The sequence below is a fragment of the Paractinoplanes rishiriensis genome (assembly GCF_016862375.1).
Classification (GTDB): Bacteria; Actinomycetota; Actinomycetes; order Mycobacteriales; family Micromonosporaceae; genus Actinoplanes; species Actinoplanes rishiriensis.
The window spans coordinates 33,464-49,150 of record NZ_BOMV01000112.1; the positions used below are offsets into that span (position 1 = coordinate 33,464).

The 15,687-nt window shown below is 67.8% G+C and carries 11 protein-coding genes, 1 tRNA gene and 1 other RNA gene; 3 read left to right on the forward strand and 10 right to left on the reverse strand.

The features are described 5' to 3' along the window. Nucleotides 1-71 precede the first annotated feature (71 nt). The 6 genes from Ari01nite_RS46250 to ffs form a co-directional block, all read right to left on the reverse strand. Nucleotides 72-1,832: an ABC transporter substrate-binding protein gene (locus Ari01nite_RS46250; protein WP_203790728.1), complete on the reverse strand. Its 1,761-nt coding sequence runs from the start codon at nucleotides 1,830-1,832 to the stop codon at nucleotides 72-74. Between the two features lie 44 nt (nucleotides 1,833-1,876). Continuing rightward, on the reverse strand, nucleotides 1,877-2,884 hold the full coding sequence (locus tag Ari01nite_RS46255; protein WP_203790730.1) for an ABC transporter permease: 1,008 nt from the start codon (nucleotides 2,882-2,884) through the stop codon (nucleotides 1,877-1,879). 316 nt (nucleotides 2,885-3,200) lie between these two features. Then, nucleotides 3,201-3,794, reverse strand: coding sequence for a recombination mediator RecR (gene recR, locus Ari01nite_RS46260; RefSeq protein ID WP_203790732.1), 594 nt, complete (start codon nucleotides 3,792-3,794; stop codon nucleotides 3,201-3,203). Between the two features lie 4 nt (nucleotides 3,795-3,798). Continuing rightward, nucleotides 3,799-4,098, reverse strand: coding sequence for a YbaB/EbfC family nucleoid-associated protein (locus tag Ari01nite_RS46265; protein ID WP_239163613.1), 300 nt, complete (start codon nucleotides 4,096-4,098; stop codon nucleotides 3,799-3,801). 162 nt (nucleotides 4,099-4,260) lie between these two features. Continuing rightward, entirely contained in the window at nucleotides 4,261-7,623 is a 3,363-nt protein-coding gene (locus tag Ari01nite_RS46270) for a DNA polymerase III subunit gamma and tau (protein WP_203790736.1), read from the reverse strand. 91 nt (nucleotides 7,624-7,714) lie between these two features. Beyond that, an RNA gene (ffs, locus tag Ari01nite_RS46275) (signal recognition particle sRNA small type) lies at nucleotides 7,715-7,811 on the reverse strand. A gap of 81 nt (nucleotides 7,812-7,892) precedes the next feature. Here ffs and Ari01nite_RS46280 point away from each other — a divergent pair. Next, nucleotides 7,893-7,980: transfer RNA gene (locus tag Ari01nite_RS46280), tRNA-Ser, on the forward strand. A 37-nt stretch (nucleotides 7,981-8,017) separates the two neighbouring features. Here the strand turns inward: Ari01nite_RS46280 and Ari01nite_RS46285 are convergent. From Ari01nite_RS46285 to Ari01nite_RS46295, 3 genes are all read right to left on the reverse strand, one after another. Beyond that, nucleotides 8,018-8,929 (reverse strand): DUF4231 domain-containing protein, encoded by a 912-nt coding sequence (locus tag Ari01nite_RS46285; RefSeq protein WP_203790738.1) that lies wholly within the window; start codon nucleotides 8,927-8,929, stop codon nucleotides 8,018-8,020. A 43-nt stretch (nucleotides 8,930-8,972) separates the two neighbouring features. Beyond that, nucleotides 8,973-9,314, reverse strand: a complete 342-nt coding sequence (locus tag Ari01nite_RS46290; protein ID WP_203790740.1) for an STAS domain-containing protein — start codon at nucleotides 9,312-9,314, stop codon at nucleotides 8,973-8,975. Nucleotides 9,315-10,285: 971 nt separating this feature from the next. Beyond that, nucleotides 10,286-11,974: a S8 family serine peptidase gene (locus Ari01nite_RS46295; protein WP_203790742.1), complete on the reverse strand. Its 1,689-nt coding sequence runs from the start codon at nucleotides 11,972-11,974 to the stop codon at nucleotides 10,286-10,288. Nucleotides 11,975-12,190: 216 nt separating this feature from the next. On the opposite strand from Ari01nite_RS46295, the gene Ari01nite_RS46300 reads away from it, so the two are divergent. Together Ari01nite_RS46300 and Ari01nite_RS46305 are read left to right on the forward strand one after the other, a co-directional pair. Next, on the forward strand, nucleotides 12,191-13,588 hold the full coding sequence (locus Ari01nite_RS46300) for a GAF domain-containing protein (RefSeq protein ID WP_239163606.1): 1,398 nt from the start codon (nucleotides 12,191-12,193) through the stop codon (nucleotides 13,586-13,588). 96 nt (nucleotides 13,589-13,684) lie between these two features. Next, nucleotides 13,685-14,008 carry an STAS domain-containing protein gene (locus Ari01nite_RS46305; protein WP_203790744.1) on the forward strand — a complete coding sequence of 108 codons (324 nt, stop codon included), beginning with the start codon at nucleotides 13,685-13,687 and terminating at the stop codon, nucleotides 14,006-14,008. 29 nt (nucleotides 14,009-14,037) lie between these two features. Here Ari01nite_RS46305 and Ari01nite_RS46310 read toward each other — a convergent pair whose 3' ends face one another. Then, nucleotides 14,038-15,609, reverse strand: a complete 1,572-nt coding sequence (locus Ari01nite_RS46310) for a methyl-accepting chemotaxis protein (protein ID WP_203790746.1) — start codon at nucleotides 15,607-15,609, stop codon at nucleotides 14,038-14,040. Nucleotides 15,610-15,687 lie beyond the last annotated feature (78 nt).

Here is a 15,687-nt window from a genome sequence, read left to right on the forward strand (position 1 = left end):
CCGGACTTGTGGTCCGGGCCGGCCGGCCTCACGACCGCCTTCACCTGCCTAACTTGTCGTCGAGCCTGCGCTTACTTGGCGGCGCCCAGCATCATGTAGTCGTACTGGCCGTAGGCCTCGTTCACGAAGATGTTGGTCGCGTTCTTGCTGCGCAGCGTGAGCGCCTTGGAGTAGACGCTCGGCAGGACCACAGCGTTCTCCATGATCTTCTTGTCGATCTCGCCCCAGACCGCCTCGCGAGCGGTCGCGTCGGTCTCGGCCATCGCCTTGTCGATCAGGGCGTCCACCTCGGGCAGGTAGATGCTCAGGTTCGACGAGCCACCCGACTCACGGATGGTGCGGCTGTCGACGATCTGCGACAGGAAGCCGAAGCCGTCGTTCCAGTCGGACTGCCAGCCGTTGGTCATCAGGCCCAGCTTCTGGCCGTCGCGGTAGCTCGGCTTACCGGCGTACAGCGAGAAGTAGTCACCGGTCGGCAGCGGCTTGAGGGTCAGGTTGATGCCGACCTTGGCCAGCGCCTGCTGCAGCGACTCGGCGATCGCCTTCTCCTTCGGCCGGTCCGAGCGGTACGCCATGTTGGTGGCGAAGCCGTTCGGCTGACCGCACGCGGTCAGGTGCTCCTTGGCCTTGGCCACGTCGCCCTTGTTGTCGGCGCCGGCCGGGTAGAGGTCGAACTTCTGGTAGCCCGGGATGACCGGCGGCATCAGCGTGGTCGCGATGTCGCCACCGGCGATCGGACCGCCGTACGCGGCCTGGAGGCCGGTGCGGTCGGCGGCGTACATGATCGCCTTGCGGCAGTCCAGGTTGTCCAGCGGTGCGACCTTCGGGTTGATCGACGTGTACCAGGTACGCGCCGAGCCCGGGTTGTCCGACTGCGGCTTGAGGTTCGGGTCGGTCAGCACCCGGGACAGCGACGCCGGCTGCACACCGGTACCGGCCAGGTCGATGTCGAGGTCGCCCGAGATCAGCCGGTTGTCGATGTCGTTGGCCTCGACGCCGAGGGTCACCTCGTACCGGTCCGGCAGGGCCGGGCGGTTCGGGTCAGTCGCCTTGTCCCAGTTCGGGTTGCGGACCAGGGTGAAGCTCTTGCCCTCCTGGTAGCTCTCGAACATGTACGGACCCGACGAGATGACGTGTTCCTTGTACTTGACGCCGGTGTCCTTCGCCTCCGGCACCGGCGCGGTGCCGGGCAGCTGGGCGAAGTAGTCGAAGCCACCGAACGCCTGCTTGAGCTTGAAGACGATGGTCAGGTCGTCCGGCGTCTGGATCGCCTGGTCGGTGTTCACGCCCTTGGACTTGTACGGGCCCTTGTAGCCCTCGGGCAGGTCGAGGTAGTCGCCCAGGTAGGTCGGGCCGCTCACCAGAACGCCCTTGTCCACCGTGCGCAGCACGGCGTACTTCACGTCCTTCGAGGTGATCGGCGAGCCGTCCTCGAACTTCAGGTTCGGACGAAGTTTGTACGTCCAGGTCTTGCCGCCGTCGCTGGGCGTGCCGAGACCCTCGGCCAGGTCGCCGACCAGTTCCTCGCTGCCCTTGCCGGGGACCGGCTTGAACATCGTGAGGGTCCGGGCGTACGTCCGCAGCAGGTTCCAGGACAGGCCGTAGTACGTGTCGCCGGGGTCGACCGAGTCCCAGTCCTCGGAGATGGCGAACTTGAGCGTTCCACCGGTCTTCGTGCTGGGGCTGAACACCTTGCCGATGGCGGCGTTGAACTCGGGAGTGGCGTTGTTGCCGTCCGTGTTGTTGTTGTCGTCCGTGCCCCCGCCACAGGCGCCGAGGCCAAAGGCGAGCACGGCGCTCATGGCGACCGCGGTCACCGACCTTTTCCTCATCACATACTCCCCTTCATTGCTTCCCTAGTGTCGAAATTGTTAGGTCACCGCATCTTCGGGTCGAGTGCGTCACGCAACCCGTCGCCGAAGAGGTTGAAGGCGAGCACAGTGATGAAGATCGCTATACCCGGCCAGAACATGAAGTACGGCAGCGTGTAGTAGTCCACTGCGTCCGAAAGCATCCCGCCCCAGGTCACGCCCGGTTCGCCCTGCACCTGACGAGCCACACCCACGCCGAGGAACGACAGCGAAGCCTCGAAGATGATGTTCGTGGGAATCAGCAGCGTCGCGTAGATGAGGATCGGTGCGACCAGGTTGGGCAGAATTTCCTTCCGGAGGATGTACAGCCCCCGCCCGCCCAGGCCACGGGCGGCGTCCACGAATTCCCGCTCCCGCAACGAAAGCGTCTGCCCGCGGATGATGCGGGCGATGTAGCCCCAGTTGAAGAAGCCGATGATGAAAATCAGCAGGACGATCCGCAGCGACAGCCCGGAGAGTCCGAACGCGGTCGACGGGATGACGCCGGCCAGCGCCAGCGCGAACACCAGCACCGGGAACGCGAGGAAGACGTCCATGGCCCGGCTGATCACGGTGTCGACCCAGCCGCCGAAGTAACCGGCCATCACACCGAAGACGGTGCCGATGACGACCGAGAGCAGCGTGGCGAGGAAGGCCACCAGCAATGAGATCCGGGCGCCGTAGACGATCTCGGCGAAGATGTCCCGGCCATTCTGCGGCTCGATGCCCATGGGATGGTCCCAGCTCATCCCGCCGAAGAAGCCCTCCGGCACCAGCGTGGGGCCGAGCAGATCCTGATGGAACTCGTTCGGGGTGCTGCCGGTGATGCGCACGATCAGCGGCGCGAACAGGGCCATAAGGACCAGCAGGATGATCACGACGGCGCCACCGATGGCGGCCTTGTCGCGCTTCAGCCTGTTCCAAGCGATCCGCCCGAGCGACCGGCCCTCGATCGCCTTGCCGGGAGCAGCGCCCTCGCCTGGCTCCGGCTCAACCGGTAGCTCATCCGAGACCGTGCCGGATCCAACGACCATGGAGTGTCCGGTCCTCTCCCAGCCGCCGCACGGCAGGAGTCCACGTCGCCGGAACTTCGAGGCACACGGAGCCCCCGACCGGCGACGATGGCCCATGCTGAACGACAACCGATCGGTTAACGCATGCTTCGGGCGCCCATCCTCGCCGCTACGGCCAGATCAGACCGAGGCCACGAGGACACACGACGGCGGGCGTACCGCCATCGCAAGGAACCTTCACCTAACGGGGTGCCACGGTCAAGTGAGGCGCCACCAAACAACAGTTCCGTGTCTCCGTCGTGATGTGGCTGTGACCTCCGGCACCACGGGGAGTGATCTAAACAGCTCGGCGGCCCTCAAAAGCCCGGCCCAGGGTGATCTCGTCGGCGTATTCCAGGTCGCCGCCCACCGGCAGCCCACTCGCCAACCGGGTGACGGCGATGCCCATCGGCTTGACCATCAGGGCCAGGTAGGTGGCCGTCGCCTCCCCTTCGGTGTTCGGGTCGGTGGCGAGGATCAACTCCTTGACCTCGCCGGTGCCCAGCCGCAGGAGCAGTTCCCGGATGCGCAGGTTGTCCGGCCCGATGCCTTCGAGCGGATTGATGGCGCCACCCAGGACGTGATACCGGCCGCGGAACTCACCGGTCCGCTCGATCGCCACCACGTCCTTGGGTTCCTCGACCACGCACAGCACCTCGTTGGTGCGGCGGGTGTCCCGGCAGACCCGGCACTGGTCGGACTCGGCCACGTTGAAGCAGGTCGTGCAGAACCGGACCAGCTCCTTCACCTTGCGCAGCGCGCCGGCGAGCCGGTTGACGTCGGCCGGGTCGGCGGACAGGACGTGGAAGGCGATCCGCTGGGCGCTCTTGGGCCCGACGCCCGGCAGGCGCCCCAGCTCGTCGATCAGGTCCTGGATGGCACCCTCGTACACGGGATCAGAACCCCGGCAGGGTGAGGCCGCCGGTAGCCGGCCCCATCTTCTCCTCGGTCAGCTCACGCTGCGCCTCGGCGGCGTTCCGGATGGCCGCGAGCACCAGGTCCTCGAGCGACTCAAGGTCCTCCGGGTCCACCGCCTTGGGGTCGATCTTCACGGCCTTGACCTCGCCCAGCCCCGTCATGGTCACGGTCACCAGACCACCGCCGGCCGTACCGGTCAGCTCAGCCGCGGCCAACTCGGCCTGCGCCTGCGCGACCTGCTGCTGCATCTTCTGCGCCTGCTTCATGATCTGCTGCATGTTCGGCTGTCCACCGGGGCGCATGCCACCGCTCCTCAAACTCGCTCAAACTCGAATGGTCACTGCTGACCGTCGTCGTTACCCATTCGGCCGGCCACGTCAATCGCGCCCAGCCTAGCCACCACACACGCCGCACCGACCACACGCCACCCGGGTGCCGGCTCAGCTCTCGCCGATCTTCTCCGCGCCGAGAACTTCCTGAAGAAGCCGGAACGCCTGCTGCTCGCTGCTCTCCCGAGCCGTCTTCTCATCGATCACGTCATCGAGCGGCTCGTCCCCCGGATCAAACCCGTCGAACGACGAATCCCCCGAGGACGCCTCCGGCCGCTGCGCCGGGGCCGAGCCAGCAGCCGGGCCAACAGCCGGGGCAGCGGCTGCCGCAGGCTTGGCGGCCTGACGCGCCGCGGCAGCGTTGCGAGCAGCCGCGCGGGCAGCGGCCAGCCCGCTGCTGGGCGCGGCGTTCCGCGCACTGGGCGCCGCCGGGAGTTCGGTTTCCGGAGCCCGCGCAGCCGGCGCCGCCGAACCACCACCGTTGGGGCCGGCGACATTCCGGCCCGCGGCGTCGACGCCCGCCGGGGCGGACGCCATGCCGATCACCGGTCCGTCCGCGCCCGCCATGGTCGCCGCGCCGCCGCCATCGCGGACTGCCGCACCGCCGCCATCGCTGACTGCCGCGCCGCCGTTGTGTTGGACGCCGCCGGTCGAGGCTGCCGCTTCGACTCCGCCAATCGACGGCACGGATCCGGCCGGGGAAGGCTCCGGATCGCCGGCCGCCGCGCCGGTCGAAGCGGATGACCGAGCGCCCGGGCTCGAAGTCAGCGGTCCTCGAGCCGCGGAAGCAGTCTCCTCAACCGGTGTGGCGCCGGCCCGCGACGGCAGGATCGGTGCGCCCCCGCCCCCGGCCGGTGGAGCGTCACCGGACGCGCCAATCGGGCTAACCTCCGGCCACTCCTCGTCGTCGTCCACGGCGGGGGCGGCGGAGCTGTGGCCGCCCGGTTTGGCCGGTTCTGGCCACTCGTCGTCGGCCGGCGGCGGGGCGTCCGACGCCTGCCGGCGGTCCTGCGGCGCGCGAGCCGCTGCGGGCTGCCCACCCGAGGACGCACGCGGCGTCTGGGCAGCCCGGCTGGTCGAAGCGCGCGGAGGCTCGTTGCGCTCCGCCGGACGTGCCGCGGGCGGTGCGTCCCGGCGTTCCCGTCCTCGCGACGGCGGCTCGGCGGCGTCCCGGCCGCCCACCTCGCAGCGGATCTGCCACCGACCACCCAGCGCCTCATAAAGAGCATCGGTGACCAGCGCCGACTCCCGCCCGATCCGGTCGGCGTGGTTGGGGAACTGGAACACCAGCACCACCGTGTCCCCGTCCAGGGCACGGACCACGGCACCGGCCGCCATCGGCCCGGCCACCTTGCCGTTGGGCTGCCGCTTGATGGCCGCCACGATGTCGGGCCACACCTCACGGACCGCCTCGACGGTCATCTGCCCCGGAACCTCGGCAAGCGCAGCCACCACCGGCTCCTCGGGCGCATCGGGCAACACCCCGGCCGGCTCAGCCCGGCGCCCAGACGGAGCGGCGGCTGGTCCCGCCACCTCGGCAGCTGGTTCCGCCGCCTCGCCAGACCGCTCCCGAGCAGCCGACACCGGAGCAGCCGACACCGGGGCAGCTGAGACCGGAGCAGCCGACACCGGGGCAGCTGAGACCGGAGCAGCTGAGACCGGAGCAGCTGACGCTGGGGCGGCCGGCGGGGTGGGGTGTGACGACCGGGCGGCAGGGGGCTGCGACGTGGGCCCCGCCTCCTCCAGGTAGGGGTCGTAGTCCGGTTCCTCGTCCCACGGCGGCTCTTCGTCATGGGGCTCGGGCTGCGCGGACCCGCCGTGCGCCTCGTGCGACGTCGCCCCGGCTCCGGCGGCAGGGGCACGCGCGGCATCCTGCGGCGCGGACTCGGCGGGCGCGGACTGCGGCGCGCTGGGCTGCGAGGGCGCGGACTGCGGCGCGGACTCGGCGGGCGCGGACTGCGGCGCGGTGGCCTGCGGGGGCGGGGAGCTCGTGGCAGGGCCGTCGGGGGCGGCCGGTGTCGGGGCGGACTGGGCTTGGGTGGGGTGGGCCGGGGTGGTCGGCCGGGTCGAGGCGGCGGGGGCAGCGCGTTTGCCGGCGGCTGCTGCGGCTGCGGCGGCTGCGGCTCGGGCTGCGGAAAGGCCGCCGCCGGTCGGGCCGGCGGGGGCGGGGGTGGGTGCCGCCGCTGGTGGAGCGGCTGAGGACGGGCCGGTGGAGACGGGTGCCGCTGAGACTGGTGTGGCGGGGGCGGACGTGGCCGGGGTGGTCGGCGTTGCCGGGGGTGCGGTCTGGGCGCGTACGGCATCTTCGGTAGTGAGGGTGAGGCGCCGCTCCATGCGCTCCAAGCGCTGGAGCAGGGCGCCGGTGGCGTCGTCGGCGCCGGGGAGCAGCATGCGGGCGGTGATCAGCTCCAGCAGGAGCCTCGGTGCGGTGGTGCCGCGCATCTCGACCAGGCCGTTGTGCACGATGTCGGCGCAGCGGGAGAGGGTGGCCGGGCCCAGGCGGGTTGACTGCGCGGTCATCGCCTCCAGCTGGTCGGCGGGGCCGTCGATCAGGCCCTTGGCGACGGCGTCGGGGACCTGCTGGAGGACGATCAGGTCGCGGAAGCGCTCGAGCAGGTCGGAAGCGAAGCGGCGGGGGTCGTGGCCGGCTTCGGATACGCGGTCGATGGTCGAGTAGGCGGCGGCGCCGTCGGCTGCGGCCACCGCGTCGCACATGTCGTCGATCAGGCTGACGTCGGTGACGCCCAGCAGGGCCACTGCGCGGTTGTAGCTGACGCCGTCGGGGCCGGCGCCGGCGATCAGCTGGTCGAGCACCGAGAGGGAGTCTCGGGCGCTGCCGCCGCCGGCCCGGACCACCAGCGGGAAGACCGCCGGCTCGACGTGGACGCCCTCGGCCTCGGTGAGCTGCTGGAGGTAGGGGCGGAGGACGGGTGGCGGGATGAGCCGGAACGGGTAGTGGTGGGTGCGCGAGCGGATGGTGCCGAGCACCTTTTCCGGCTCGGTGGTGGCGAAGATGAACTTGACGTAGTCGGGCGGCTCCTCGACGAGCTTGAGCAGCGCGTTGAAGCCGGCCGACGAGACCATGTGGGCCTCGTCGATGACGTAGATCTTGAAGCGGCTGCTGGCGGGGGCGAAGAACGCCTTTTCGCGCAGCTCGCGGGCATCGTCGACGCCGCCGTGGCTGGCCGCGTCGATCTCGATGACGTCGATTGAGCCGGCGCCGTCGTTGGTCAGCGAGCGACACGAGCCGCAGGTGCCGCACGGCTCGGGAGTGGGGCCCTGCTCACAGTTGAGCGAGCGGGCCAGGATGCGGGCGCTGGACGTCTTGCCGCAGCCGCGCGGGCCGGAGAAGAGATAGGCATGGTGCAGCCGCCCGCTGCGCAACGCCTGCGACAGCGGCTCGGTGACGTGCTCCTGCCCGATGACCTCGGCGAAGGTCCGCGGCCGGTACTTGCGGTAGAGCGCGAGTGCCACTGCTGCCCCCTCTTGGACGACCGCGCGTCATTCTCCGCCGGGGGTACGACAAGAACCAACTCGGTCCCGCGGGAGTGACCGGCCCCGGACAGCAAAGGACCCCCCGTGCACCCGTCAGAGCCCGCTTATCCTTGCTGCCTTCCGGCCCTGGGGAGGTTCACGAGATACACGCCGCACGAGGGGCTGACCATGAGCCTACCCGGCCCGGGTGGGCGGTGAGCGCCCCCTCCCCAGCAAACCTCCGCGGCGCGCTATGTATTCTGTGCGACGGAGGATTCGCCTAGTGGCCTAGGGCGCACGCTTGGAAAGCGTGTTGGGGGAAACCCCTCACGAGTTCGAATCTCGTATCCTCCGCCAGGCTGTTGAGCAGGCCGGACCCATGGGTCCGGCCTTTTCAGTCGGCGGACAGGTTGGGGTCCCGGCGGGCCAGCCAGAGGGTGTGTTCGCGGGAGATGGCCTGTTCGCCGCTGCGGACGAAAGCGCTCCACTCGGCCTCGGTCAGCGCGTCCGTGTGGTCCTGGGCCTCGCCGTGGATGGCGGCCAGTTCGTGGGAGGCGATCACGTACGACTCGGCCAGGGTCTGGCTGTCGCGGGTCTGCACCCACGCTATGGCGCCGGCCGCGGCGGTGGCGGCGATGCCGAGCAGGTCGAGTTCGATCACGTTCAGCGCCTTGAGGACGGCCAGGATGACGCCGATCGCGTGGAACACGATGGCGGTCAGGAACCAGCGCTGGGCGCGGCGCTGATTTTGTTTGGCCCGGTTGGCGTACCAGTGGTTCTGGTCGAGGATGCGCTGCTGCAGATAGATCTGCCGGCGCTCGGGAAGTGGCTTGTCGCGGAAGTCGTTCATCGCCTGGGTTACGCCCTCGCTGCCGCCGATCGTGGGCAGTCCGGCGTACCGCAGGTGCGAGATGATTTTGCGTACGGTCTGGCCGAACAGGCGCTCGTCGTGCTGGCGGTCCTGGTCGAAGGAGCCGCCGCGCATGGCGTACTGCCAGGCCAGAGTTTTGATCGACTCGGTCGCGGCGCGGCACTCGTACCAGGCTCGCTCGGGTTTGTTGAGCAGCAGGTAGAGGGCGAAACCGAAGCCGAAGATGAAGGCCACCGCGGACAGCACGCCGCCGGTGTCGACCTTCGTGGTGCCCAGCGTGACGTCCTTGGTGATCGCGTTGCCCACCGCGGCGACCACGGCCGCGATCAGGCCGTACCGGACCAGCCTGAAGTATTTGCCCTGCTCGTCGACTGCCTTTCCGTCGGCGGTCCGGAAGATCTCGGGAAACGTCTCCTCGACACGGGTTTCGGCCACGATTCCAACTTAGAGCCAACGACGCGATCCACATCGGACAAAGTCAGAGCTGGGCCGCGGCTATCGCGTCGTCCACCTCGGGGAAGATCGCGAAGTACCGGCTCAGCCCGACCGTCTCGAGCAGGCGGACCAGGAACGGGTTGGCGCCCGCGAAGCTGAGCCAGCCGCCCCGGTCGGCGATCACCTGTTTGCTGGTGATGAACGCGCTGAGCCCCACCGAGTCGCAGAACTTGAGCTCGGTGAGGTCGACGACGATCCGCGGCACCGGACGCTCCAGCAGCTTGTCCAGGGCGGCGCGGAGCTTCACGGACGTATCGGCGTCGAGTTCACCCCTGAGGTGCAGCACCGCGACGTCGCAGCGGTGCTCGGTGACGGTGGCCTCCATGGTCCCGAAGCTAGATCCACCAAAGTAGTTGACACCGGACAATCGGTCCGATTTGCGCGGCTGCGAGCGCCACAAAAGGGCCGGACCCCCGGGAAGGGATCCGGCCCGATCGGAAATTATCGGCTGGCCGATGAAGTCAAGCAGTGCGGCGCAGCCGGCCTACGGCGCCTCAGATCTCGCGCCACTGCCAGCGTGGACCCCGCCACGCGTCTGCCAGGATCAAGGCGGAGGCCTTCCCTGGACACTGTTGCACCTTCGACTTGCCCAGAGGGCCGCCCATCTGAGCTTCGACTTCCCACTGTTCGCCGTCGGTGCGGACGTAGACGTCCCGTCGCGCAACGCGGACGTCACCATTCCACCAGTGATGCTCAACTCTCACATGACAAATCTAGGACAGACCCAGCACATCGGTGTAGGGCAATCTTGTGAAAGTTTCTCGCCGGGTGGCCGAAGCGCATTGTCTGATCCGGTGGTTTTTGGCCCGGTGACTTGCGCAACAGCGACGGTATTAGGGCAGTCCCCTTGCCGTTACTCCGAGTGATCCTCGCAGTTGATGCCGCGCCGAAACGCCGCCGTTACGTGTATGACACCTGATCATGGCGAACGACCGAACGGACGAGTGTCCTCTCCGGCGTAAGGCGGACCGCCGATCAACACGCAGCGTGAGTATGATCCATTACTTGAAGCGATGGTATTGCGACACCGCGTGAGAATTGGAAAAGAGCAAGAAAAAGGCCCGGCGGGCAAGGCCGCCGGGCCGATTGGCGGTGGTGAAGGGATTTGAACCCTTGGAGGGCTTGCACCCTCACACGCTTTCGAGGTCTGTGATCCACCGTCCGTCCGGACCCATCGCTGTCCGTGACCAGGATCTTAGCCAGTAAGCGAGCTCGGACGGACACCGGCGTACGACCCCGTATGAGACCGGAACTGAGACCACTAGCGGATCTCTTCGGCCTGCGCCTGGACCGTGCTTAGGTCCAAGCCCGGCCGGTCCAGGCCCGGCCTAGCCAGGTTCCGGAGGTCCAGGCCCGGCCGGTCCAGGCTCGTCCGGTCCAGGTTTGCCCGGTCCAGTCGCTGCCGGTCCAGCGCCGGCCGGCCCAGTTCGACGCGGTCCAGGTGGCAGTGTTCCAGGTCACTGCGGTCCAGGAGGTGCCGTCGTAGTCGGTCCCCGTCCAGACTTTGCCGTTCCACGTGCCGCCGGTCCACGCCTTACCCTCCGCAGCGCGGGGCGCCCAAGTAGCGGGGTTCCATGGCGATCCGAAGATGTCTCGCTCGCCGCGGAGTACCACGCCGGTTTCGTCGTCCGTTACGTGTGAGCTGCCGCGGGCGCCTTCCAGGGTCCCCAGGCCGGTCGCCCGCGCAAAGGTTTGGGTCACCTTCTTGGGCTTGCCCATCGTGACCGCCTCGGCGATGTCGATCTGACCGGCTCCGGCCGCGATCGGGTCCGAGCCGGAGAGCGGGTCGGCCGACTCGATCAGCAGGTTCTTGACCTCGTCCGGGCTCAACTTCGGCTGGTTCTCCAGCAGCAACGCCACGGAGCCGGACACGACAGCGGTGGCCTGCGAGGTCCCGCTGCCGCGGAACGTGGTCTCGCTCACCCGGGCGCCCGGGTAGGCGATGTCGATGTACGAACCCGGTACCCGCAGCGACACCACGGACCGGCCGGTAGCCAGCAGGTCGGCGTGCCGGACCGCGCTACCCCGGTTCGAGAACGCCGCGACCGTGTCGTCGGCGTGCTCCTCGGTGCCGTGAGAGTCGGAAGCACCGACAGCGAGCACGTACGGGTTCGCGGCTGGCATGGTCACCCGGGTAGCGGCAGCACCGTCGTTCCCCACTGCCACGACCACCACGATGCCCTTACGCCAGGCGGCCTCGACCGCGTACGAGAGCGGGTCGAGCAGGGCGCTCTGGGTGGAGTCGGTGCCGAACGAGAGGTTCAGCACCCGGATGTTGAGGCCGGGGTCATTGCGGTGCGTGACGACCCAGTCGATCGCCGCGATGACCTGCGAGACGTCGGCGGCACCGTCGGCCGCCGCCACCTTGAGACTGATCAGCTTCGCGTCGGGAGCCATGCCTTCAAAGCCGGTGGCCGGGTCAGCCCCGGCGATGATGCCGGCCATGTGCGTCCCGTGACCGTACGTGTCGATATTCACTAGGCCCGGGGTCTGCGACTCGAACGACAGGTCCGGCCCGTTGACGACCCTGCCCGGCTCATCCAGACCAGGCACCGGGGCCACCCCGGAATCGATCAGCGCCACACCTACGCCCGCACCCGTCAGCTGAACCGTGTTGGCCTTCTTACCGCCAGCGATCTTCTTGACCTTCCCTGCCGGAGTGTTCGCACCGCCATCGTCGATCCACTTCTTGCCACTCATCCTCACCGTGCCGTCCGCGGTTACCTCGGCCACCCCTGGCATCCGCTCCAGCACAGCCAGCGCGTGCGACGGCAACCGGGCGGCGAAGCCCGAAATCACGGCAAGGTCCTGCTCTATCGTGCCTCCCGAACGGCGCACCAACGCTTCGGCGCGGGCCAGCGCCTCCGGCGACACCGTCCGGACGATCACGTCCACCGGCGGCCCGGCTACCGCCGGAGCGCCCACCGCGGCCAGGCCGACAGCGGTGAGCACGCCAGCCAGCCCCGCCCTAAGTTTCACGCCCATATGCGCTCCTTCCTGGCCGCAACCGCATGATCATTCCTGCGACGTGCGAGGCCCATCGGCCGCAACCTGGCCAGCATGAGCACTTTGGCGTCGAAGCCCGCTGGGATTGTGCTTCCGCTCAGCGACGCATGGCTACAGGTGGTACGCCCTTCACCCAGGGCTTTCGGCAGTCTGCCCGACGAGCGCAGGCCATGCGTTCCATTACCCTGAACAGGCATGATCGCCGCATCGCCCGCACCGGCTGAGAGTCGAGTCGGAACTCCCACCGGCCTAGGCCATCAGCGGTTGACCGCATCCGCACACCGAGAGGTAGACGAGACTATGACGGCGGCGCCAGAACAGAGACCGGCCACCGCGAGCCGCACCGTCACCCGGCACTCCGGCGATGACGACTTGCGCGCCTTGTTCGGGCAATCCATCGCCGTGTTCGCCTCGCTCGCGGGTCCCACCCACGTTCTTGAGGCCGCCAACCCGGCGTTCTTCGCCACCATCGGTGAAGAACGGTCCCGCACCGGGGTGCCGGTGGCCGAACTGATGCCTGAACTAGCCGACCAAGGCTTTATCGACCTGCTCGATCAGGTCTATCGCACCGGGGAGCCCTATACCGGCCGCGACGCCCGCGTCGTGCTAGGAACCGGGCCACAGGCGCGGGAGGTGTTCTTCGACTTCACCTACGAGCCACGACGTGACCCCGACGGCAGCGTGGTCGGTATCCGAGTGATCGGTGTAGAGATCACCCAGGTCAAGCAGTCCCAGCGACTGTTGACCGAGCACCGGGCGCTGGTGGAGCAGATTGCCCGGCAAGCCCCGCTCAGCGAGGTGCTCGACGGGATGGCCCGCTGCATCGAGGATCTCTCACCCGACGGGGTCCTGGTCTCCGTGCTACTCGCTGACCCGGACGGCAGTCACCTGCGCCACGGCGCCGCACCCAGCCTGCCCCATTTCTACAACCAGGCCATCGACGGCATCGCCACCGGTGAGGGTGTCGGTTCCTGCGGCACCGCAGCTCACCGCCGCGAACCGGTCATTGTCACCGACATCGCCACCGACCCATTCTGGGCCGAATTCCGGCACCTGGCCGAACCGGCCGGGCTGGCCGCCTGCTGGTCCATGCCGATCCTGGCCCGTGACGGCAGTCTGCTGGGCACCTTCGCGATGTACCACCGCACCCCGCGAGCCCCGCAGGACACCGACCTCGCCCTCGCCCGCCTCTTCACCGATACAGCGGCTCTCGCGATCGAACGCCACCACATCGAGCAAGCAAAAACGGCCGCCGAGGCAAGCGCCAGATCAGCCTTGGAAGAGCTGGCCAAAGTAGTTCGCGCGGAACGCGAACTACGCGCCGAGGCCGAACAACGCGCTGCCACCGCCGCAGAACTCAACGCCCGCATGCGCACCGCCGCCACCCTGCAAGCCGCAACCTCCCACCCCGAGACCTGCCAACTCGGCGGCACCGCCGGCTGCAGCGGGCCAGCCGAAATCAAAATCGCCGACTCGTGGGGCGACTCAGCATGGGGCTGCACCACTCACGTCGAGGAAGCGATCCTCAACGTCCGCTCCGTGTTCATCGCCAGCGAAGAACTCGGCGGCCTCGCCGCCTACCTCAACCGCTGATGAGTACGAGGACGAGCGTATGAAACCGGCCAGTTCACCGACACCACTACAGCGTGTCCACGCTGACAAACGCGCTCACTCAGGCGGACAGCCGTCATGCAAGTAGGCACGACACCCGCCGTCGATGGTGTGATAACGGTTCATGCTGCCGGGGAACTGGACATGGAAACCGTCGACCTTCTCGACCACGGGCTACGCGCAGCCCTTGCCGTCCCGGGCGTGACCATGGTCGTCGCAGACTTGGCCGCCACGTCGTTCTGCGACTCCAGTGGGCTGAACATGTTGGACCGGTTCTACGCTGACGCCACTGCGGAGGGCGTCGCGTTCTGGCTGGATCCAATCCACCCGGCGGTACGACGGGTACTCGAAATCGCCGGTATGGCCCAGTCGCTTACCCGACCCAGCCGATCTGCCGGCTGACTCCTCCGTGTCGGCAGTGGCGCACAGCTTCATCGAGACCCGGTGGGCTGTTCGAGCTGAAATCGACTGACCAGACCTCGCAATTCGAGGGACATGGCATTGAGGCGATCTGCCGATTGCTGGGTGGTTGCAGCGCCGTCGGTGGTAGCTCGGGCTGAAGTCTCCAGGAGCGTCATGCCGTCGAGGATCTGGTTCGCGCCGTCGGCCGCGATGCTGCCCCTTTCTCCCATCTCGGTGCTGCTGTGTATTTGTTCTTCAACTGAACTCGCGATGGTGGACTGAGCGTTGTTCATTTGTTCGATAATTCGGGTGACTTCCCCGATGGCTCCGATTACCTCGCTGGCCGACGCCTGGATAGCGTCAATCTTGACGCCGATGTCCTCGGTGGCTTTCGCGGTCGCCTGTGCCAGGTCCTTGACCTCGGCCGCGACGACTGCAAATCCCTTGCCGGCATCGCCGGCACGAGCGGCTTCAATGGTGGCGTTGAGAGCGAGCAGATTAGTCTGCTCGGCGATCGTGCTGATCAGTCTCGCGAACTCGGAGATCTCCACCGATGCTTGACTGAGTCGTTCGATCGTGGCATTGGTGCTCTGCGCGGTAGCGGTGCCGCTGCCGGCAATCGCTGCCGCCTGAGCAGCGCTCTGCGCGATGTCGCGGATGAATTGCGACATTCCTTGACCACCGCGGGCCACAGCCTGAACGCCCTCGGAAACGTGGCTGATCGTGTTCGTGACCGACTCTGCCTGCACCGAGGCGCGCCTGGCGTTGTCGTTCATGTCCTGACTGACCGACGTCAGCTCGGCGGCTGCGCTCGCGAGTTGGTCGGCACTGACGGCGATTGCACTGACCGCGGCATTGATTTGGCCGATAGCTTGGTTGAACGCGGTGCCCATCGCGCCGATCTCGTCCTTGCCAGCGATCGTGACCCGCCGGGCGAGATTGCCGGTTGCGACGTCATGCAGCGCGGCAACCATACTGGCCAACCGGCGGGTCAGGCTCCTGCTGAAGATCAGCGCAAATCCGACACCGGCGGTCAGCGCGATCACCAAGAGGCCGGCCAGCAACGTCTGTGAGCCTTGAATCGCGCGGTACCGTGCTGCGGCGGTTTCTTTCTGGGTCTCGATCATCGCGGTCATAGCCTCGACCGACGCCTTGCCGAACGGCGTAGTGGTTTTAGCACGCCAAGCCGCGGCCTCCTCCAGTTTTCCGGCGCCGTACAGCTCGAACCAGCGGGGTCGTGCCTCGCGATACTTGGTGAAGGCATCGTTCCACGAGGCCAGGCCCTCAAGCTCCTTTTCGTTGCGCGGTCCCGCCGCGTATTGGGCGATCGCTGCGTCGATTTTCTCGTACTGGCCTGCTTGCGCGTCTAGGATGTCCTGACGCGCTTCTGGCACTGCCATGAATTGCGGGAATCCGTAGCGCAGCTCCCACAAGGCGGATTGCGCGGCACCGAGTTGAACGGCCGCTGTGACGTTCTCCTCGTAGATACCGCGAGCTTGCGACTCCAGACGGCTCGACGACTGCCATCCCGCGACACCCACGGCCGCCAGCAGCGTAAGCATGAGCCCGAAAGCGAGCAGGAGCTTCTGGCGTACGCTCATCCCTTGCCCCGAATCCTAGTCAGACCTCATACGACAACAACCATCGGCAGATTCCCGACCGAACTGAGGCTGTCTCCT

Bases quoted from the DNA above. Each gene is read 5' to 3' on its own strand.
- Ari01nite_RS46250 (WP_203790728.1), bottom strand. From the start codon at position 1,832: ATGAGGAAAAGGTCGGTGACCGCGGTCGCCATGAGCGCCGTGCTCGCC.
- Ari01nite_RS46255 (WP_203790730.1), bottom strand. From the start codon at position 2,884: ATGGTCGTTGGATCCGGCACGGTCTCGGATGAGCTACCGGTTGAGCCG.
- Ari01nite_RS46265 (WP_239163613.1), bottom strand. From the start codon at position 4,098: ATGCAGCAGATCATGAAGCAGGCGCAGAAGATGCAGCAGCAGGTCGCG.
- Ari01nite_RS46290 (WP_203790740.1), bottom strand. From the start codon at position 9,314: ATGGAGGCCACCGTCACCGAGCACCGCTGCGACGTCGCGGTGCTGCAC.
- Ari01nite_RS46295 (WP_203790742.1), bottom strand. From the start codon at position 11,974: ATGGGCGTGAAACTTAGGGCGGGGCTGGCTGGCGTGCTCACCGCTGTC.
- Ari01nite_RS46300 (WP_239163606.1), top strand. From the start codon at position 12,191: ATGATCGCCGCATCGCCCGCACCGGCTGAGAGTCGAGTCGGAACTCCC.
- Ari01nite_RS46305 (WP_203790744.1), top strand. From the start codon at position 13,685: ATGCAAGTAGGCACGACACCCGCCGTCGATGGTGTGATAACGGTTCAT.
- Ari01nite_RS46310 (WP_203790746.1), bottom strand. From the start codon at position 15,609: ATGAGCGTACGCCAGAAGCTCCTGCTCGCTTTCGGGCTCATGCTTACG.